The organism is Sphingobacterium sp. ML3W, assembly GCF_029542085.1.
Taxonomy (GTDB): Bacteria; Bacteroidota; Bacteroidia; order Sphingobacteriales; family Sphingobacteriaceae; genus Sphingobacterium.
Genome location: NZ_CP107036.1, coordinates 382,810 through 404,414, shown reverse-complemented (window position 1 = coordinate 404,414; position 21,605 = coordinate 382,810). Strand labels below are relative to the sequence as shown.

Here is a 21,605-nt window from a genome sequence, read left to right as displayed (position 1 = left end):
ATTTTGGCAAACTTGTACTACATCAACATATTTGCTGAGGGAATAACCAATTGAATTTTTAAACAAACACCAAAATTTTACGATATGAGGAATCTATCCGCATTATTTTTGACATCCATGGTCGTCTCGGTTGCCTATGGACAAACTTCTATACAAGGAGTGGTCAAAGATGGTTCCAGCATGATATCCATGCCAGGGGTCACCATTAGTATCAAAGGGAAAGCAGCATCTACCAAAACCGACGCAACGGGTAAATTTCAGATCAACGCCTCTCCTACCGACTCCTTAGTTTTCAATTTTCTAGGCTACCGTACACAAACGGTATACATCGGAAACCAAACGCAACTTAATGTTTTTCTGGAGAACGAAAATAAAGCGTTGGAAGAGGTTGTCGTAATCGGTTATGGTACACAGAAAAAGGCCGACCTCACGGGATCAATTAGCTCATTGAAATCTTCAGATATTGCCAAACAACCAGCGATGTCAGCAATGCAATCCATTCAGGGTAAAGCGGCGGGATTAAATATTATAGCCAATGAAGCTCCGGGTTCATCTCCAAATGTCATTATTAGAGGTTTGGGAACAGCTTTGGGTGGGAGAAATCCATTATATATCGTTGATGGTATTGCACAAACGGACATCAACAACATCAACCCTTCGGATATCGAATCTATGGATGTGTTGAAAGATGCTTCTTCGGCTTCTATCTATGGTTTAAGAGCTGCGAATGGTGTCATTATCGTTACAACAAAAAAAGGTAAGGCGGGCACTGTTAATATTAATTATGAAAGCTTTGCGGGAATGAAGAAAATTCTCAACCGTGTTAAAATGGCCAATTCAGAACAGTTCACCACTTTTGCGAATGAATTTTTAGAATCAGTCAATAAACCAGGTAGTTATAGATTAAAAACAGGGCAAGCTACAAATACAGACTGGTTTGACGAAATTTTAAAAACAGGTAGCGTTTTTAATAATTCTGTCAATATTTCTGGTGGCTCAGAAACGATTGATTACTTTGTTTCTGCAAATAACTATACTGAAAATGGTATTTTGGAAGGGTCAAAATTTACTCGTAATACGATACGGAACAATAATGTTTACAAATTATTGAATAATCGTCTTAAGTTTAGTCAAAATGTAAATTTGACGTTAACCAAAGCTACTCCAAAACCATATAGCGCCTTTAGTACAGCTTACAGACAGTCACCGTTGGTACCTGTAATGTATGGCAATGGAAGATACGGTACAAATAGTGTCAATATCAATACAGGTATAGTTGGAATTGAAACTGCACCTGGCGAAAGCTTAGGCAATCTAAACTCCCAGGGGAATCCGGTATATGAAGTTCTTCGTCAGAATCAACTGACAAATACATTGCGTTTACAGGGTAGCTTTGAAGGTGAATTTAAAATTACCGACTATCTTAAAATAAATTCACGTATTGGCGGTAATAAGTTTTATTCAAAGGACAGACAATTTGTAAACATCAAAGAAAATTATCTTAATGCTAATCCACTAAAAACAGAGGCTGATTTTTATAAAGAGAAAGCCGATGGAAAGCCCGGGAATATAACTTTTGCGAATAATAGTCTAAAATATGAAAACCTTGAGCAATTTCGATGGTCCTGGGAAAACTTCCTAACATTCAATAAAAGTTTTGATAAACATCATATTGAGGCCGTATTAGGTATGTCCCGTGAAAAATATGATATCAATAGTATGAATAGCCAAACAGGCTACAGTGTGCCCGAGCAAGAACAGTATTGGAACATTGATTTGGCTTCCGACGAATACGAGCTGATTAGCCGTCAAACCTATTATACTCCACGTGCATTAGCTTCGTATTTTGGTCGAGTACAATACAATTATGATAGCCGATATTACTTCACAGGAACAATTCGTCGAGATGGATCCAGCGTATTTAAAAATACGGGTAAGTATTGGGGAACATTTCCTTCTCTAGGATTTGGATGGAACATTTCTAATGAGGAATTTATGAAGGACGCCTCATGGATTAATTTACTAAAAATTCGCGGAAACTGGGGGAAATTAGGGAATCAAGATATTCCACTTAATGTTTCTACAATCATGAATAGTCCAGGGGCATCTAATTACAATTATGTCTTTGGTCCAGAACAGAATTTGGTATATGGTAGTGCATATGGTACTCCCGCAGTAGATCTCACCTGGGAAGTAACTCGTGAAACCGGAGCCGGTATTGATTTCGCTTTCTTAAACAATAACTTGTCGGGCTCAATTGACTATTATCATAAACTAAATACGAACACGATACTAAATGTAACGCCAACGTTAACATCTCCTTCAGAACAGAACTTTTACGCGCATGGAGCGAAAGTCCTAAATCAAGGAGTAGAAGTTGTTTTAAATTGGAATAAAAGTATAAGTCCCGATTTCAGCTACACCGTTGGTGTAAATTATGCCTACAATAAGAATAAAGTTACCGAAGTTCAACCCGCCTACGACGGCGCAACAGGGGGTAGCTTGAACAATGGAGAAATAACAAAACAGCTTCGTGTCGGACAACCAATCTATGGTTGGTGGATGTTTGAGTCTATTGGTGTATTTCAGGATGCGAATGATATCGCGAATAACCCTTCTTTCGGACCTGCTAAACCTGGCTATTTGAAATATAAAGATCAAAATAGTGATGGTGTAATTGATACCCGAGATAAAAAATTCTTTGGTTCATTCTTACCATCTTCGACTTATGGGATCAATATAGGCATCAATTATAAAGCAATTGACTTCAATCTATCAGGTTATGGCGTTGCAGGTAATAAAGTATATAATGGACTAAAAAGTGTGAGACAAGATGCGGGGGAAAACCTTACATTATCTACGTTTCAAGAAAGATGGACCAAAGATAACCCGAATAATGTACACCCGGGTGCGGAACGTGCCTATTGGGCGTCAAGTTATTTCCTAGAATCAGGCAGTTATTTCCGTATCAATAATATCACATTAGGTTATACTTTCCGTAATCTGTACAGCTCAAAATCTAACTTACGATTATATGTAACTGCCCAAAATCCATTTATGTTCACCAAGTATAGCGGTTTCTCACCAGAATTGGCGGGCGATGGTAGTCCCAATTTAACTTCTGGGATAGAACTATCTGCTTATCCTACTACACGTAATTTCCTGTTCGGGCTTAATATGCAATTTTAACATTATTAAATCTTACTAACAATGAAAATAAATAAACTCTATATAGTACTACTTGCAACAACCGGCGTTGTTATGCAAGGATGTAAAGACAGTAATTTTTTAGATGTTCCTTCGCGTGAAAGGGTTGAAGCAAATGATAGTGAGCAGGTATTTACTCCAGAACAATTTATTAATGGAGTCTATGGCATGTTTACAGACTGGGACTACTCTTTTTCTTATATCGGCATCACCGATATGATTTCTGATAACGCGGATAAAGGAAGTTCTGCGACAGACAATGGTGGGGACAAAGCAGATCTGGACAATCTAACCTATACAACTACAACAGGTTCGATTAAATCTATGTGGTCTCGTTGGTATAAGTCAATAGGACGAGCCACTCAAGCAATAGACTATACCGAAAAATTTGGTTTGACCGATGTAGCTTACAAAAATAGATTAATTGGTGAAGCGCGTTTTCTACGTGCATTAAATTACTTCTACCTTGTACGTGGCTGGGGAGATGTTCCAATTCAAGATCGCGATCTTATCAAAAGAGAGCCAGCATCTGCGGTTTATGCCTATATCGAAGCTGATCTTCAATTTGCTATTGACAACCTACCTCTAAAGTCTGCATACGCTGCCAAAGATTTAGGACGTGCAACCAAAGGGGCTGCCCAAGGTCTGTTGGCAAAAGTTTATTTATATCAAAGTAAATGGCAACAGGCTGCCGATCTAGCGAAAACAGTGATCAGCTCGGGTGGCTACAGTTTAGAGGCTGATTATGCAAAAATTTGGAGACTGGAAGGTGAGAATGGTCCAGAATCATTGTTTGAATGGCAGGCTCGAGGAACATCAATTGCCCTTGGAGTTAAGCAATATAGCCAAGTGCAAGCTCCCCGCGGGGGGCTTGTCAGTCTTGGTTGGGGATTTAATACACCTAGTCAAAATTTATTAGATGCTTTCAACGCCGAAAAAGATAATATCCGTCGCGATGCCACTATCATCTTTAGAAATTCTACTCTTTATGATGGACGAGTAATTGACAACGGCGTCGAAAACCCTATGTATAATATGAAGGCATATTCATCCGCAAATGGTGGTGCCGAGTACACGGACAAAAATGTCCGCTATCTTCGCTTAGGTGAAATTTACTTAATATTAGCGGAAGCTTCCAACGAATTAGGTAATAGCAACGAATCACTGAGTGCCTTAAATGCTATACGTACACGTGTAAAATTGTCAAATATAACAACTACGGACCAAGCGCAACTACGTCAATTGATCTGGAAAGAGAGACGTCTCGAACTAGCCTTTGAACACGACCGCTGGTTTGATCTTGTTCGTACTAAACAAGCAAAAACAGCTATGGCTGCAAATGGAAAAACGTTTCAGGATAAAATGTTGCTCTTTCCAATTCCGGAAGACCAACGTATTCAGACTCCAGAAATGCCTCAAAATCCCGGTTGGTAACACACAAACTATAAACCGTCCAAACGACCTGTAAGTCGTTTGGACATTTTTCAAGATTCTTAAAAAATATTTCATCCATGAGAAAACGAATAGCATATCCGAGCCTTACTGGTATTGCTTTGGCCCTTCTTCTCAGCAGTTCATGCCAAAACGCCTCTACCAACGGATCCGCAGATCCGTCCACAAAAGATTCTATAGGTCAAAATAAAGTAAATGAAGACTCCCTATTGACGAATATTCAGCAACAGACCTTTCAATATTTTTGGGAAGGTGCCGAACCTACATCAGGCCTAGCCCGCGAACGTATTCATATGGATGGTGTCTACCCCGAGAATGATCGTAATGTGGTGACCATCGGCGGAAGTGGTTTTGGTCTGATGGGAATGATCGTCGCCATGGAACGCGGATTTATCACGGTGGACCAAGGTACGCAAAAGCTCAACCACATTATGGATTATCTTGCCAAAATAGAGCGATTTCGTGGTGCATGGGCACATTGGTATGACGGCGAATTAGGCACAGCCAAACCTTTCAGCGAAAAAGACAATGGCGGAGATATTGTTGAAACAGCTTTCTTAGCACAGGGTCTCATCACCGTTCGTGAGTATCTGAAAGATAAAAGCGATGCCGCCAAAGTAGTCGCACAAAAAGCCGATAAACTTTGGAAAGAAATAGACTGGAATCATTATACAAATGGACAAAACGTGCTGTATTGGCATTGGAGCCCAAAATTTAATTTTCAGCAGAATCATCCCATCAAGGGTTACGATGAATGTCTAATCACTTATGTTTTAGCTGCCTCTTCCCCTTCTCACCCTATCGCACCAAGTGTATACCATGAAGGATGGGCTAGATCTGGAGGGATTAAAAGCAATGCTAAAAAATACGATATCCCATTGGTACTTAAACACAATGCCAAAGAAGGTGAAGTAGGCCCTTTATTCTGGGAACACTATTCTTACTTGGGTTTAAGCCCGAAAGGGCTTAAAGATCAATATGCTGATTATTGGGAAGCGACACGCAATCATGTTAAAATAAACTTGGCTTATGCTGGGCAAAATCCCAAAGGCTATAAAGGTTATGGTGTAGACAAAGGTTGGGGCTGGACAGCTAGTTATTCCATCAAGGGATACGATGCACATCATCCAAACAATGACCCAGGAGTAATCTCACCCACAGCAGCATTATCTTCTATGCCCTACTCGCCACATGAAAGTATTCAATTTGCACAATATCTGAATAGGCAACTGGGAGCCAAAGTTTGGGGTAAATATGGCTATTATGATGCCTATAGTGAAACCGCCAATTGGTTTCCGCAACGCTATCTAGCGATCGATCAAGGACCGATCATTGTCATGATCGAGAACTATAGAACAGGAAAAATCTGGGACTTGTTCATGCAAGCACCAGAGATTCAGCAAGGATTGAAAAAACTTGGTTTTACAAGTCCTTATTTAAAGTAGTGGTAAATTCCGGAATCATTTTCAATCCGTCACACGTTGAAAATGGTTCCATCCACGAAAACAACATTACATCCTATCAAAGAGGTTCAAGAAGCATATTGAACATTTTACATAAACTTACAATGTTGCGAGGAATACAAAATCCACACGCACACAAAAAAATAATACGATGAAAAAAGTAGTAGGTACTTTCCTTCTTGCATTTTTAGCTTGGCATACAAGCCCAGCCCAATCCAATCAGAAAATGGACCGTTTCATTGATCAGCTTATGGCTAAGATGACCGTCGAAGAAAAAATTGGACAACTTAACCTAGTCACCGGTGGGGAGGCGACAACAGGAACTACCGTTTCTACGGATGTGGAAGCCAAAATCCGAAATGGCCAGATCGGCGGCATTTTCAGTATGAGTACACCATCCAAAATTCGCAAAACTCAAGAAATTGCAATCAAGCAGTCTAGACTTAAGATTCCTATTATCTTTGGGATGGATGTTATTCATGGTTATCGTACTGTATTCCCTATTCCCTTGGGACTTGCCGCTACCTGGGATATGAACTTAATTGAACAGTCTGCCCGTATTGCCGCCGAAGAAGCTACTGCCGATGGTATTAACTGGGCATTTTCGCCAATGGTGGATATTTCCAGAGATCCGAGATGGGGGCGTATTTCTGAGGGGTCGGGTGAAGATACTTACCTAAGTTCAAAAGTTGCTGAGGCCATTGTCCATGGCTTTCAGGGGGATAATTTAGCAGCACATAACACCATGATGGCTTGTGTCAAGCACTTTGCATTATATGGCGCCGCAGAAGGCGGGCGAGACTACAACAGTACAGACATGAGTCTCCATCGGATGTACAATGAGTATTTACCCCCCTACAAAGCAGCGTTAGATGCCGGTGCAGGAAGTATCATGACCTCTTTTAACGATATCAATGGTGTACCCGCTTCGGCAAACAAATGGTTAATGACAGATGTCTTACGTGAGCAATGGGGCTTTAAAGGTTTGGTTGTAACAGACTACACAGCGGTCAACGAACTCACAGCACATGGACTTGGAGATCTACAACAAGTTTCTGCTTTGAGCCTAAATGCCGGAATTGATATGGATATGGTCGGCGAAGGTTTTCTTACCACGTTGAAAAGATCACTTGATGAAGGTAAAGTTAAAATAACTGATATTGATAGAGCTTGTCGGTTTGTACTAGAAGCGAAGTATAAACTGGGATTATTTGAAGATCCCTATCGTTATTGCGATGAGCAGCGTGCCAAAACGACAATCGGTTCTGCAGCCAATCATACCAAAGCAAGAGAAATTGCCGCTAAATCATTTGTCCTTCTTAAAAATGAAAAACAAGCACTCCCTTTAAGGAAATCCGGAACAGTTGCTGTGATTGGCCCTTTAGCCAACTCAGGTGCCAATATGCCGGGAACCTGGAGTGTGAGTGCAGAATTGGAGAAAACAGAATCATTAGTGGAAGGAATGAAAGTGGTATTAGGCAATAAAGTAAATATCCTCACACATCTGGGCAGTAATCTACTTGAAGATTCAAACTACCAGAAACATGCGACAATGTTTGGCCGTACTATAGCCAGAGATCCCCGAAAAGAAGAGGAAATTATTGCGGAAGCAGTGAAAGTCGCGCAACAGTCGGATGTCATTGTTGCTGCACTTGGAGAATCGTCGGAAATGTCAGGTGAGAGTTCCAGTCGTTCCGAACTGGATATTCCAAAAAATCAGCAGAATTTACTAAAAGCACTATTGGCAACAGGAAAACCAGTTGTACTTGTATTATTTACAGGTAGACCGCTAACACTCACCTGGGAAGACTCCCATGTGCCAGCCATATTAAATGTTTGGTTTGGTGGGTCTGAAACCGGAAAGGCTGTTGCAGACGTATTGTTTGGAGATGTTGTTCCTTCTGGAAAGATTACAGCGACTTTCCCTCGTAATGTTGGACAGATCCCCATCTATTATGCACACAAAAATACGGGCAGACCTTATGGAAATTCAGGTGATTTTGAAAAATTCAAATCGAATTATCTAGACGTAAGCAATTCACCACTCTACCCTTTTGGTTATGGATTGAGTTATACGAGCTTTACCTATGGAGAGGTTCATCTTGATAAAAACACATTGGACAACAGCAGTAATATTCAAGCGAGTATTACTATTAGCAATACAGGGCATTATGACGCCGAAGAAACTGTTCAATTATATATCCAGGATTTGGTAGGTTCGGTCACCCGTCCTGTAAAAGAACTAAAAGGATTTCAAAAAATATTTTTAAAGAAAGGTGAAACGAAGACTGTTAAATTTGAGATTCGAGTTAAAGACCTCAAATTCTTTGATAACAATCTGAACTATGTAGCCGAACCGGGAGATTTCAAAGTTTACATCGGCCCCAATAGCCGTGATGTAAAGGAGGAGGATTTTAAGCTGCTTTAAAGTCGATTTACCCCACTTATCAGGGACTTACATTACTTTTTAGACAGCTTTTACTTGTCTGCTTAGTGGCTGGGGCACAAATTAACTATTGATTAATACCAACTTCGGTATTAATAGGGTATTTACAAGGGGTTAGCAGGGGGTTAACAGGGGTATAACAGGGATAAACCACTATTAACCCCATGTTAAAACCTTATAAAGTATCTGCTAATAGGGTTTTACTGACGAAGATGGTGTTAACTTGGTTATACGTTAAGTACCAGCATCTGCAAACAACCCAATAAAACAAATAGGACAATTTCAAAAATAGGCCCAATACTCCTTACAGAGAAATTAGCACTGTTAGCGTAAATCCCTAATCTCTTTATTATTTCATATTCCCATCAAAGCTTTCAAACAATAAACGTAATTCCGCTGCTTTCTCTGGATAATCATTTAGAATATTGGTTCGCTCACTTGGATCCCAGGCAATATTATGCAATTCTTCTACCGCATCATATGGCTTTCCTGATATCTGGTTAACACCTGCCGGTATTCGTCTATATTTCCAATCACCAGCTCGAACAGCCTCAACATGACCATAGTTTACTAGAAATATAGGTCGATGTTCAGCCTTTAAATCTTCTTCTCTACCACTCAATAAAGCATCTATTGCCTGACCATCAATGGATCTTTTCGGAAGAGGGGCTCCCGTCCATTTTGCTACTGTCGGCAATACATCTAGATTACTGATTGCCTGTCTGATGACCTTGCCTTCCTGCGCATATCCTTTTCCGTATACAATAAATGGAACACGAACTCCACCTTCAGTCGTTTCAGCTTTCGATCCTTTAAATACACCGGCTGTGCCTACGTGCCAGTTTTTTGTCGCATGATCGTCTGACATTCGTGAAGGATAAGCTATCCAAGGTCCGTTGTCACTGGAGAAGATCAAAATTGTATTGTCTGCTAGTCCTTTTCTCTCTACGGTTTTCCAAAGTTCAGCAAAATTATGATCTAACTGACGCATAACGGCCCCAAGGGGGCCTGCATTCTGCTGATCGGCAAACTTATTCTTTTTGTTCGCAAAAGCCAATGGAAGATGTGGGAAGTTGTGCGCATAATATAAAAAGAATGGATGATCTTTATCTTGATTTTCGATAAAATCCACCGTTTCTTTATGATACAATGCACTTAAATCCGAATCATCAGGTGCGACGACCTCCGGTCTTCTATTTCTAAAAATTTTAATCACAGAATCCGTTTTTACGTAGGGGGCGCGATAGTCATGGCTATACAACATCCCATAGAAAAAATCAAACCCTTGTTTATTAGGGTGATGATAAGCTTGTTTATCGCCTAGATGCCACTTACCAATTAATGCTGTTCGGTACCCTACCTTTTTTAACAATTCGGCAATCGTTTCTTCCTCATCCGGTAGGCCAAGATTCGATCCCGGACCGATTGGGGCAGGTAGATTATAACGGGAAGCATAACGCCCAGTCAGCAAAGATGCCCGCGAGGGGGTACAAGAGGGGGTTGACACCATAAAGTTTGTTGCCCGCACACCTTTACTGGCGATCGAATCCAAAAAAGGGGTTGATATATTTGGACTGCCATAACAACCGAGGTCACTGTACCCTAAATCATCGGTAAGAATCAGGATTATATTAGGCTTCTTATTTTGTGCATGAACAAATGTAACGAAGAGAAACATGGTCATTGCCATGAAAAATTTAGTAAATCGCATCATGATCGCATTAGTTAATTGGAAATAGTGCTGCAAGATAAGAAAATACCGACAAGTGCCAACGCCAATCGAAAACTTGTTTCTATTTTGAAGACATTGGGGGAGGCGAGCGCCTCCCCTGCTGTCAATTTGAGAAAAGATAAGGGAAATTTATCTATCACAAATATAAAAGATATTTCAATATAATCTACTAATTCTATAGATTTTATTAAAACACAAACAAAATCCGATTTACGATGAGCAAAACATCTCCGTACAGACTAATTACCAATAACTTAAAAACTTAACGATTATTTATTTGAGGGACTGAAGATAATCCTTAATTAACATTATCCCCTCCTCATGAAGTATAGTGGTTCCTTTTTGAGGCATATGCATCTCACCTAGTACAGACATTCGTCCGATAATTTTTGCCTGTTTGAGCCAAATCCCAGTTTCGTTTATTGGACTTTCAAATCTAAGATCAAGCATCGTCATATAGGCAGTTCCCATCGGGTTATGACAATGCGCGCAATTCACCTCCAGATAGGCTCTTGCCCGGTGCTCGCTAGATTGACTAAGGTCATCATAGCTAGGTAACGAAGTTAGCTGTCTCGCTAGCAGGATATCTATTATACCTTTATCTTTCAGATAGGCTAACTGTTGAATTGTGTCAGTATCCCGAAACACGACCCGATTTAAATTTTTGACTTTGGGACCTATCGGGAGCATACGATTTCCCTGACGATGACATGCCATACAGTCTGTGCGTGAAGGAATGATATAATTTGTCTGTCGTTTCACGCCTTTATTATCTAAAAATGCAACAGGTACAACTGCACTATCGGCTAATAAGAAGGCCTCATCTTGGGTCGAATTCCATTGATAGGTTGCTGCATTCCACTGCCCCTCTTTGTTGATCAGGAGACGTGTTTCAAGCAGTACTAATGTAGACGCTTGTATCGTGTCTTTCTTTGGGTAAAAAAAAGATTTGGCGATAATGGTTCCATCTGGAAAATCTGGCAATCCATCATCAGAAGCCACTAATTTCTTTCCTTTTGGCAGGAAAATAACACGTTTTTTGTCGGCGTAATCTGTAAACAGTGCGGAAGCCAACTCATAAGAAACCCCTTGATCATTGGGTATGAGATTAGCTATTTTCCCTTTGAACAATCCGTAATCGGATAGTTTATCTCTAAATACGACATTGTCGGCCACTAATTTGCCTCTGTCCTTGTTATTGAGTAGAATAAAAAGTATGGGTATTAGCAAAACACCCATTAAAATTATCGCTTTTTTCATGCCACTTGTGCTCCTCTTCCCTTTCGCAATTTTCTGTTGTCGGGGCGAAGATAGGACAAAAAAATAAAACACTTTAACGGCTTAGGTACGACAAAAAAATTTTATATTTAAATGTCATTAACCAAAAATCGCATCCATGGAAGACATGATTCTTTACAATCGGCTTCAATTTGCCTTTACAATCACATTCCACTATTTATTTCCCCAACTGACTATGGGATTATCATTGATGATTGTTTATTTCAAATGGAAATTTTTACAAACACACAATGAAGATTACAACAATGCATCAAAGTTTTGGATGAAAATCTTTGCACTGAATTTTACAATGGGTGTTGTGACAGGTATACCCATGGAATTTCAATTTGGCACAAATTGGGCAAAATTCTCCGAACTTACAGGGGGAATCATTGGACAGACCTTAGCAATGGAAGGAATGTTTTCATTTTTCCTGGAGTCTTCCTTTTTGGGAATGTTTCTCTTCGGAGAAAAATTACTTGGTCACAAGCTACACTTTCTCTCCGGTTTGATGGTATTCATTGGATCTTGGGCCAGTGGATTTCTAATTATTGCCACGCATTCCTGGATGCAGCACCCTGTAGGTTATGAAATTCTCGAAAATGGCAAGTTTGTACTGAACAATTTCAGTTCTTTATTTAGCAATCCATGGTTATGGCCTTCTTATCTCCACAATCAAGCTGGATCTTTGGTTACAAGTTCTTTTTTTGTTGCGTCTATAGGAGCTTTCTACCTCCTCAGCGATAGACATAGTAAATTTGGAAAAATATTCGTTAAAAGCGGCGTAATCTTTGGTGCCATTTCATCTGTCATGCTCGCATTTCCTACAGGAGATCTAGCTGCCAAAAATGTGGTAAAATATCAACCAGCATCATTCGCAGCGATGGAAGGTATCTTCAAAACAGAAAAAGGGGGATCCGAAATTATCCTGATCGGTCAACCTGATATGGAGAACAAAAAACTGGACAATAAAATTGCGGTTCCTAATGTTTTAAGCTTCCTTACCTACCAACGTTGGGATGCAGAGATAAAAGGCCTGAATGAGTTTAACGACTCATTACATCCAACGAATGTTCCGGGGCTCTATTATAGCTATCACATCATGGTTGGTTTAGGTACAATATTTATTGGAATCATGGTATTGGGCAGCTTTTTACTTTGGCGAAATAAGTTATATCAGACCAAATGGTTACTGTGGATCATTATGTTTATGATCCCTTTTCCCTACATCGCCAATACGGCAGGCTGGTATACATCCGAACTAGGACGACAACCTTGGTTGGTATACAATCTGATGCGGATGGTAGATGGGGTATCGCCCACGGTATCTTCTGGTAATACGTTATTTACTTTACTGGGATTTGTCGGACTCTATATTCTTTTGGGATTGTTGTTCCTTATGTTAGTATTGAAAATTATTAGAAAAGGCCCCGAGCCTCATATTGCTTTAAACTAATTTGTTATGGAAATATTCTGGTTTATTGTATTGACTTTCATGTTGGGCATTTATGTTGTCCTTGATGGTTACGATTTTGGAGCGGGAATTGTACATTTATTCTTCGCAAAGACCGAAGAGGAGAAAAAGGCTGTAACAAATGCAATCGGGCCTTTTTGGGACGCTAATGAAGTCTGGCTGATTGCCTCTGGTGGTGTTTTATTTTTTGCTTTCCCAACACTTTATGCGTCATCTTTTAGCGGATTCTACCTCCCTCTGATGCTCGTATTGTGGTTACTGATCTTTAGGGCGATAAGTCTTGAGCTAAGAGGACAAATACATCACCGACTTTGGGAAGCATTATGGGATAAAGCTTTTGGTTTAGCTAGCTTACTCCTAGCACTATTCTTTGGCGCTGCCTTAGGCAACGTCGTCCGTGGAGTCAATCTGGGGATGGTTGAAAACGGGGTATCCACGCAAGAACCGCATTATTTCTTCCTCGCACTCTGGAACCCAACTTTCGATCCTTTAGCTGAACATCAAGGTATCATTGACTGGTTCACAGTGATACTAGGCTTAGTAGCGGTCGTCACACTGACTATCCATGGTGCAGGATGGGTCATATTAAAAACATCCAGCACCCTAAATCAGCGACTTAAAGACATCATATTTAAATTGAATTTCGTATTACTTGTATTGGTCATTCTATCTGCTTATGTCTGGCATTATGTAAAACCAATCTCCTTAAATAATCTGCAAAATCATTATTGGCTCTGGATATTCCCGTTGATTGCAGCGATTGGCCTGCTGGGACAATTTTGGATCAGGACGTTCAAAAAAGATGGTACGGGTTTTATGTTCTCTTCCCTATTTATACTGGGAAGCTTTGCAACCACAGTGGCCTCTATGTTTCCAACCTTATTACCATCAACCAATGAGGTAAACCCCTCGCTTACCATCCAGAATGCCGCAGCACATGAATATGGCCTCTCTGTAGGTTTGGGATGGTTTATTTTTGCAGCAATTTTGGTGGTAGCTTATTTTATTATTCAATTTAGGGTCTTTAAAGGAAAACTGGATGATGTAGGCTATGGTGAGCATTAGCATAGTCGCTCCGACAAGCTAGAGCCCCAGTAATTTATGAGTTAGCGCAAATTGTACCAATTCGACCATATTTTTCACTTTAAATTTGGTCAGAAGATTACGTCGGTGTGTTTCTATCGTAACGGGACTTAAAAATAGTTTCTCCGCAATCTGATTACTGGTATAGCCATCGGCAACCATCGTCAAAATCTCCTTTTCCCTTCGTGTTAAACGTGGAAGATCTTCCATGGAGGTGACAGCTCCGGCATAAAGATCCTTTGCCCTATCGCAAAGCGCTTTCTTTCCATCAAGTCCAAGCTGTACACAACGAAGGAATTCGTCATTAGAAACATCCTTTAGTATATAACCATTCCCGCCATTTCGCATAAACTGAAAAATAAGATTACGATCCGCTAAATTGCTCAATGCAACAACTGGAACCACGGGAAACAGCTTCTTCACCTGTAGACAGACGTCCAATCCGCTGGTGTTCAAAAGCTGCATATCCATAAGCACCAAATCTACTTTCGTCGTATCCAAAAATTCGATCAATGATACTTCCTCCAGAAATGAATACACTTTATACCCGAGTTGGTTATTGAGAAAAGAAGTCACCCCTTCCAATAATAAGGGATGATCGTCTAACACGGCAATAATTTTCATACATTAGTTTTTAACTAAACACTTACTCCTATTTCAATTTGCGTACCCGATCCAAGTTTGCTCTGCATAGCAATAGATCCATTGATCCATTTGATTCTGTTGACCATATTATTTAATCCCATTCCATAATTTGCCACAGAAGAGTCAAAACCTTTTCCATTGTCTTCTATCAAAACCTGCAATATTCCCTTTGATTTACTTACTTGAACAATAATAAGGTCTGCATCTGCATATTTCAAGGCGTTTGAGATCGCCTCCTGGACGATCCGATAGATTGCCAACCCTTTTTGAAAGTCCAGACGTACGTCGTCCTCATAATTTTCAAATTGGATCTGAACCTTATTATTTCTCATCGAAAGACACAATTGTTCCAATGCTGCTATTAGACCAAATTGCCGTAATGACTCGGGCATCAGATTATGCGATATCCGTCGAACTTCACCCAAAATATCGTTCAGTTTGTGGGGCAATTCATTCGTCAAATCGAATTCACCTGCTTGCTCTCCAGCGATCTTAAATTTTAATCCTGTCAGCATGCCGCCAATACTATCGTGCAAATCTTGTGCAATACGCTGCCGTTCCTGTTCTTCCGCTTTGAGCATGGATTCGGAGATTTGCAGCTGTTTTTCCTTCGCCAATTTCTCCAAAGCAATCTCATGATTAATCTGGATCTGTCGATTCAGTTTCCGTTGTTTTCTATAGGAAAAGGTGACAAATAAAACTACAATGAAAAGCAAAATAGCAATGCCTAAAACAAGAAAAACCTTTAATTGATTGCGATCTTTCTCAGCACGCAGATTTAAAATCAATTTTTCTTTTTCTACAGTTTTGTATTTAGCCTCCATTTCGTTCATCTTCTCCAAAAGCTGGACTTTCTGAATACTATCAGAGAGCTTACTCGCTACATTGGACATCTTAAGTGCTTCTTTGTAGTCCCCCATCAATTCATTCACAGTAGCCAATTGGCTATAAACAATTTTACTGTTGTAAAGATCACGTGTCAACAATCCATTTTTTACAATCTCTTCCAATGGAAGTTTCGCTTCAGCATATTTTTTCTGCATCAAATAGACATTAAACTTTCTAAACAGCATCATCTGATAGGATTTCCAATTGTTCATTTTCTTCGACCATTCCAAACCAATATTCAACATACGTAACGCTTCATCTGTCTGTTGCTTTGTCGTAAAATAGAGCGCTTCATTGTAATAGTAATTGGGTAACTGAGAAGAGTTGGGGTTGTCTCCTAACATTACCTTGACCTTATCTAACAATTGCCGGGCCTCTTTTGATTTAACCTGGTAGCAATAGGTGCTAACAGCGTTTAAATAGGCTACCAGTAGCGCTGTGCTCTCTGGTTGTTGTTCCAGCTGTTTGATCGCTATCTGATGATACTCATCTGCTTTTGCCAATTGATTGGATGACATAAAGGCCATACCGATCATGGTGTTTATTGCGCCTTCCATGAGGGGATCGTGTGCTTTGGCATAGGGCATACATTTACCATTGAGTATATCCAGTAAATCAGCAAAACCTTTTTTCGGAAATCGAATTAACCCCAGATTATACCAAGCTTTGGCCAAAAGTCCCTGTTGAAAGGGCTGTTTGGCATCTCCAAGAATGTCTACGCACTTTTGTGCTTCAATCCCAGCACGTTTACTGTCTAAAAATTGTCCATAGTAGAAGCTTTTGTAAAGCGCTCCCATGGCGTGAAGGCTTCGAAAAGGCTTAGCCAATCGCTCCCCTTGTCGCATATTTTCCCAGAATTTCACGGTATCCCGAAAGCGGTAGTAATCTGCCAGATAAAAGTATTGTAGTGCCTGTACACTATCACTTGAGGTCGACTTCAATAGCATTTCGGCATCCACCCGATATTTATCCTCATTTAATGGCAGAAAACTTTGGGCATTTGTACGCTGTAGAGTGAAACACAGCATACAACAGGTAATTAACTTTAACAAAACTCTACAATGTAACCTCATTAATCAGACACCTTATATAATTATGAAACAATAATAACAGTTTATTGCATTTTTTTGAGATGCAACGCTATAGATGTGCTATTCTGGGAAATTGAGTGAATACTACGAACACTTCAACACACAGTTTCTCAAAACTAAGCAATTTTGAAAACATATAAAGCACCTCAATGAATATCGAGGTGCTTTATTATTAATAATGTAACAATAATTTTTAAACTGCTTTTAAGAAAATACTATTTTCAGGAACGTGCCAACAGTGTTTAAAATACTGCTGTTCGTGTGGTTGCGATATTGATCAACAGGTCCAATTTACGTTTATAATCCGACGAGATCTCCCTTGAGTCTGTGTTTTCAAATAGTTCCCTTTTAACAATAGGTACACTAAAAGGTAAAGTCCATGCCCGTAATGATTTTGCTATTGCATCCATAGCGTTGATCCCTTGTAGGGCCTGTACACCATCCGCCCAACAAACCAGTCCGATATTTTTATCGGTGAGATATGCCGGACTGTTCTTTGCGCTTATCTCTAGCCAATCCAAACAGTTTTTCATTACCCCCGGTACACTTCCGTGATATAAAGGAGATAGCCAAAAATGCAGGTCTGCCTCCAGAAAGAGATTGTTCATGATCTTTACACTATTGGGTATCCTGCTGAGACTTGTATCAAATAGTGGTATTCCACTATCCGCAAGGTTAAAAACACTATTCTCAACACCTAGCTGATTCAATTGTTCAGCGAAATAATTAGACAATACTCCGGAAGTAGATTCTTGCCTACGCTCCAAGGCGCCATTAAATATTAATGCTTTCATTGTTTCTTATGCTCTTTTAAAAATAACCTTTGGCATTCCGACCTCTCCGTACATCAATGTTGTAACAATCGGAATTAAGCGTGCAGCAGCTAGCATATAAAGTGATTCTGGCATATTTGGCCTTGCCCGCACAACCACCTTTTGATCCTGATACGGAGACAAATCTGCCCGCTTCAAATTTTGGGTCCATAATTCCAATTCCAATGCTTCCACACGTTTAAAATCGTAACAAGCCACATTAGGATGGAATTTATCGGCTAAAGCCATATAGATCCAGGGGGGAATGATGGCATCAACAGAACAAGTAAAAGCAACAGCTTTGCCTACAAAGGGTGTCAATTCCAATGCAGCAAGAGCCGCTTTAAACTCCTTTTCTTTGACGATCATTTCTTGGTAAAACAGTGTCTTGATGTCAAATTCTATAATTTCAAGTGTAGTTTTGAAATCAATGAGATCGAGCGCCAATATACCCGAATTTTCAACCTTATTTACAAACATGTTATTTTATAATTAGTATACCCGCTTAATTGAATGTTCAAGGTTTTAAATCAATTTATCGATCACTTCTTCGTACTGCTTTTCGACGGCGGACCAATCTAAGACAGACCAAAACGCATCCAAATAGTCTGCTCTTTTATTCTGATATTTCAAATAATAGGCATGCTCCCATACATCAACACCCAAGATAGGCACACCCCTACTCGTCAATTGGGTATCCATCAAAGGATTATCCTGATTGGGCGTCGCTACTACATCCAAAGTACCATTGTATTTAATATAAAGCCAAGACCATCCAGAACCAAATTGTCCGAGTCCTGCGTTTTTTATCCTTGTTTTCAACTCATCTAAGGAACCAAAAGTTGCATCTATTTCCTTTGCCAACTTTCCAGTAGGTACTGTTTTCGGTGTTGCAGATAAAATTTGCCAAAACAAGGAATGATTGTAGTGCCCTCCGGCATTGTTGCGAATAGCTGGGCTATATTGGCTCACCTCCGCCAGGATATCCTGCAATTCAATACCTTCAGCACCTGTACCGACTACGGCTTTATTTAAATTATCAACATAGGCCTGATGATGTTTTTGATGATGAATCGTCATTGTCTCCCGATCAAAATAAGGTTCAAGTGCCCCATAGGCATATGATAAATCTGGTAATTGAAATTTGCTCATGTTATTTTAGTTTTATTGTTTTAATAATGAATCAAAACTAACTAATAGACATTAATAAAACAACCAAATAGTTGTTTTATTAATGTCATAAAATTTATCCTCTGCTAGACAAAAACTTTAATACTATTGATTATAGCAACAATTGAAAAAATAGTATCTTTGTTCAGAAAACATTAAAACAACTTTTTAATTGTCAAATGCAGAAGGCTCCAGCAGATAGAATATTAATGTTATTAAAAATGCGAGGCGAGGTTACGGCTGCGCTTATTGCGGCAGAGTTGGGTATTACAAAAGAGGGCGCCCGCAAACACCTGCTCAATCTTGCTAATCAGGACCTAATAGAATCTTATGCGAGAAGTGAAGGCATAGGCCGACCATCCACCTATTATTGCCTTTCACCATTAGGGCTTGCAAAATTTCCAGATAGTCATGCTGACATTACTGTACAACTCCTGCAATCCATTAAACAGGTGCTTGGTGAGAATGCCTTGGATCTATTGATCACCGACCGCGAGTCAAAAGTATATCAGAAATATATGAATGCCATATCTGATACCAGATCTATCGAAAAAAAACTTGATATTATCGCTACCAAGAGAACGGAAGAAGGATATATGGCCGAATGGAAAAAAGAAGCCGAATCTTATCTCCTCATTGAAAATCACTGTCCCATATGTGCCGCAGCAACTGAATGTCAAGGTTTTTGTCGTTCAGAACTTCGCAATTTTCAACAGCTTATCGGCCCATCATATTCGATCAGCAGAATAGAATACATTATCGAAAATGGTTCCCGTTGCACTTACCGCATAACGGAAAGAAAATAATGTAACTTTTTCAGTCGCATCCTACAGAAATTAATAATATACCGAAAAGTATTTTTTATCTTTGAAACCAAAGAACAGCGTCATCATGTCAAAAGCAGAACAGACCCGACAATTTATCATTGAGAAGACAGCCCCTATCTTTAATAAAAAAGGATACTTTGCTACTTCACTTTCAGACATCACTACAGCTACAGGTTTAACTAAAGGCAGTATCTATGGTAATTTCAAAGATAAAGATGACCTGGCACTTCATGTTTATACCTATCAAAGTAAAAAAATTGCTGATGGTGTAGATCAGCTGATTAGTCAACACAGAACTGCTTTAAAGAAGCTTTATGCATTTTTTGATTTTTACAAAGAAAATTTCAAAAACATCGCTGCATCAGGAGGATGCCCGTTGATGAATGCTGCTATTGAGGCTGATGACTCGCTCCCTTTTTTAACGCCAAAAGTCAAACGATCATTTGCGCTTTGGCGGCAACGATTGATTTCTATATTAGAAGAAGGAATTACGAGTGGAGAGTTTAAACAGCATATTTCTGCTGAACACTTTGCAATTACCTTCATGGCGATGATTGAAGGTGGAATTTTACTTGCAAAAATCTCCGGACGTGGTAAAGATCTTACTATCGTAATAGACAATATGAAAGACATGGTGGATCGGGAGATAAAAATTTAATTTTCTCAATAAAACACATACCAATCGGTATATTAACACATTAATTCTAAAAAAATAAAAAAATGAAAAGAGTTGTAATTACCGGCATGGGAACAATTAACCCACTGGGAGAGAATGTTGATACATTCTGGGATAATATCTTACGTGGTGAAAATCATACAGCTATCATTAGCCGTTTTGATGCGTCTCTGTTTCGAACGCAAATCGCAAGTGAAGTCAGGAACTTTCAACCGGAGAAATACTTGGATAGAAATGAAATCAAGAGAAGTGACCTATTTACGCAATATGCTTTGTATAGCGCCTCTCAAGCCTTAGAAGATTCCGGTTTAGACCCCAACAGCATGGACCCATTTGATATTGGGGTCATTTGGGGCGTTGGTCAGGGCGGAATGGAAACATTTGAAAATGAAGTTGAAAGTTATGTAAAAGGCAATTATATTCCACGGTTTAGTCCGTTTTTCGTTCCCAGACTTATTGTCAATATGGCTTCAGGAATGATATCGATGAAATTTGGGCTAAAGGGAATCAATTACACAACGGTATCCGCATGTGCGACCTCCAACACTGCTTTCATGGACGCATTCAATTATATTCGATTAGGAAAGGCTAAAGTTTTTATTAGCGGCGGTTCAGAAGCTCCTATTACTCCGGCTTCAGTTGGCGGCTTTTCCGCGATGAAAGCAATGTCCAGCAGACACGATGATCCTAAAACGGCAAGTAGACCATTTGATCGAGATCGTGATGGATTTGTCATGGGCGAAGGGGCTGGAGCCTTGGTATTGGAAGAATATGAGCATGCTAAGAAAAGGGGAGCAAAGATATATGCAGAGCTTGTTGGAGCTTCGATGACTGCTGATGCCTACCATATGACTTCTCCTCATCCCGAAGGCATAGGCGCAGCCAAAGCAATGTCACTGGCAATGGAAGAAGCTCAAATTAACAGTGACCAATTGGATTATCTGAATCTTCATGCCACATCTACCCCGGTTGGTGATATCGCTGAACTGAAGGCTATGCAACTTGCATTCGGCAAATCTAACAACCTCTGGGTCAGCTCAACCAAGTCAATGACAGGACATCTACTCGGTGCGGCAGGAGCAATAGAAGCAATTATCGCCATAAAGTCAATAAACAATAATGTCATTCCAGCAACTATAAATATCGAAAATATTGATCCTGCAATTCCTGAAGGTATCAATATCGTTGTCAATCAACCGTTGGAAAAGACTGTTCAAACGGCAATGAGCAATGCTTTCGGCTTTGGCGGACACAATTCAAGTATTCTGTTTAAAAAGATTTAATATTTTTTAGAAAGATCTTGACAAAGTGTAATAAACACACTATCTTTGTAGTATCATAATTTAGGTTTATAATTGGTT

Annotated in this window: 16 protein-coding genes; 9 read left to right on the top strand and 7 right to left on the bottom strand. The window is 39.7% G+C overall.

Annotation, left to right across the window (positions count from 1 at the left end; translation table 11 throughout):
• The first annotated feature begins 84 nt into the window (after positions 1 to 84).
• The 4 genes from OGI71_RS01735 (at position 85) to bglX (ending at position 8,550) form a co-directional block, all read left to right on the top strand.
• Positions 85 to 3,189 (top strand): TonB-dependent receptor, encoded by a 3,105-nt coding sequence (locus OGI71_RS01735; RefSeq protein ID WP_282253580.1) that lies wholly within the window; start codon positions 85 to 87, stop codon positions 3,187 to 3,189.
• Positions 3,190 to 3,210: 21 nt separating this feature from the next.
• Entirely contained in the window at positions 3,211 to 4,641 is a 1,431-nt protein-coding gene (locus tag OGI71_RS01730) for a RagB/SusD family nutrient uptake outer membrane protein (RefSeq protein ID WP_282253579.1), read from the top strand.
• A gap of 77 nt (positions 4,642 to 4,718) precedes the next feature.
• Positions 4,719 to 6,104 (top strand): glucoamylase family protein, encoded by a 1,386-nt coding sequence (locus tag OGI71_RS01725; RefSeq protein WP_282253578.1) that lies wholly within the window; start codon positions 4,719 to 4,721, stop codon positions 6,102 to 6,104.
• A gap of 169 nt (positions 6,105 to 6,273) precedes the next feature.
• Positions 6,274 to 8,550: a beta-glucosidase BglX gene (bglX, locus tag OGI71_RS01720; protein ID WP_282253577.1), complete on the top strand. Its 2,277-nt coding sequence runs from the start codon at positions 6,274 to 6,276 to the stop codon at positions 8,548 to 8,550.
• Positions 8,551 to 8,917: 367 nt separating this feature from the next.
• Here bglX and OGI71_RS01715 read toward each other — a convergent pair whose 3' ends face one another.
• Positions 8,918 to 10,282, bottom strand: a complete 1,365-nt coding sequence (locus OGI71_RS01715; protein ID WP_282253576.1) for a sulfatase-like hydrolase/transferase — start codon at positions 10,280 to 10,282, stop codon at positions 8,918 to 8,920.
• Between the two features lie 291 nt (positions 10,283 to 10,573).
• On the bottom strand, positions 10,574 to 11,560 hold the full coding sequence (locus tag OGI71_RS01710; RefSeq protein WP_282253575.1) for a hypothetical protein: 987 nt from the start codon (positions 11,558 to 11,560) through the stop codon (positions 10,574 to 10,576).
• A 136-nt stretch (positions 11,561 to 11,696) separates the two neighbouring features.
• On the opposite strand from OGI71_RS01710, the gene OGI71_RS01705 reads away from it, so the two are divergent.
• Both OGI71_RS01705 and cydB read left to right on the top strand, forming a co-directional pair.
• Positions 11,697 to 13,034: a cytochrome ubiquinol oxidase subunit I gene (locus OGI71_RS01705; protein WP_282253574.1), complete on the top strand. Its 1,338-nt coding sequence runs from the start codon at positions 11,697 to 11,699 to the stop codon at positions 13,032 to 13,034.
• A 6-nt stretch (positions 13,035 to 13,040) separates the two neighbouring features.
• Positions 13,041 to 14,117: a cytochrome d ubiquinol oxidase subunit II gene (gene cydB, locus OGI71_RS01700; RefSeq protein WP_282253573.1), complete on the top strand. Its 1,077-nt coding sequence runs from the start codon at positions 13,041 to 13,043 to the stop codon at positions 14,115 to 14,117.
• 18 nt (positions 14,118 to 14,135) lie between these two features.
• Here the strand turns inward: cydB and OGI71_RS01695 are convergent, their stop codons facing one another.
• The 5 genes from OGI71_RS01695 to OGI71_RS01675 all read right to left on the bottom strand — a co-directional run bounded on the left by OGI71_RS01695 (position 14,136) and on the right by OGI71_RS01675 (position 18,723).
• Positions 14,136 to 14,759, bottom strand: a complete 624-nt coding sequence (locus OGI71_RS01695; protein ID WP_282253572.1) for a response regulator transcription factor — start codon at positions 14,757 to 14,759, stop codon at positions 14,136 to 14,138.
• Positions 14,760 to 14,773: 14 nt separating this feature from the next.
• Positions 14,774 to 16,696: a sensor histidine kinase gene (locus OGI71_RS01690; RefSeq protein WP_282253571.1), complete on the bottom strand. Its 1,923-nt coding sequence runs from the start codon at positions 16,694 to 16,696 to the stop codon at positions 14,774 to 14,776.
• Between the two features lie 305 nt (positions 16,697 to 17,001).
• Positions 17,002 to 17,553: an NADPH-dependent FMN reductase gene (locus tag OGI71_RS01685; RefSeq protein WP_282253570.1), complete on the bottom strand. Its 552-nt coding sequence runs from the start codon at positions 17,551 to 17,553 to the stop codon at positions 17,002 to 17,004.
• 6 nt (positions 17,554 to 17,559) lie between these two features.
• Positions 17,560 to 18,051, bottom strand: a complete 492-nt coding sequence (locus tag OGI71_RS01680; protein ID WP_282253569.1) for a DUF2480 family protein — start codon at positions 18,049 to 18,051, stop codon at positions 17,560 to 17,562.
• 45 nt (positions 18,052 to 18,096) lie between these two features.
• Positions 18,097 to 18,723, bottom strand: coding sequence for a superoxide dismutase (locus OGI71_RS01675; RefSeq protein WP_282253568.1), 627 nt, complete (start codon positions 18,721 to 18,723; stop codon positions 18,097 to 18,099).
• Positions 18,724 to 18,920: 197 nt separating this feature from the next.
• Between OGI71_RS01675 and OGI71_RS01670 the strand changes: the two genes are divergently transcribed.
• From OGI71_RS01670 to fabF, 3 genes are all read left to right on the top strand, one after another.
• Positions 18,921 to 19,547: a metalloregulator ArsR/SmtB family transcription factor gene (locus OGI71_RS01670; RefSeq protein ID WP_282253567.1), complete on the top strand. Its 627-nt coding sequence runs from the start codon at positions 18,921 to 18,923 to the stop codon at positions 19,545 to 19,547.
• A gap of 85 nt (positions 19,548 to 19,632) precedes the next feature.
• Entirely contained in the window at positions 19,633 to 20,226 is a 594-nt protein-coding gene (locus OGI71_RS01665; RefSeq protein WP_282253566.1) for a TetR/AcrR family transcriptional regulator, read from the top strand.
• 62 nt (positions 20,227 to 20,288) lie between these two features.
• Positions 20,289 to 21,527 carry a beta-ketoacyl-ACP synthase II gene (gene fabF / locus OGI71_RS01660; RefSeq protein WP_282253565.1) on the top strand — a complete coding sequence of 413 codons (1,239 nt, stop codon included), beginning with the start codon at positions 20,289 to 20,291 and terminating at the stop codon, positions 21,525 to 21,527.
• Positions 21,528 to 21,605: the final 78 nt, after the last annotated feature.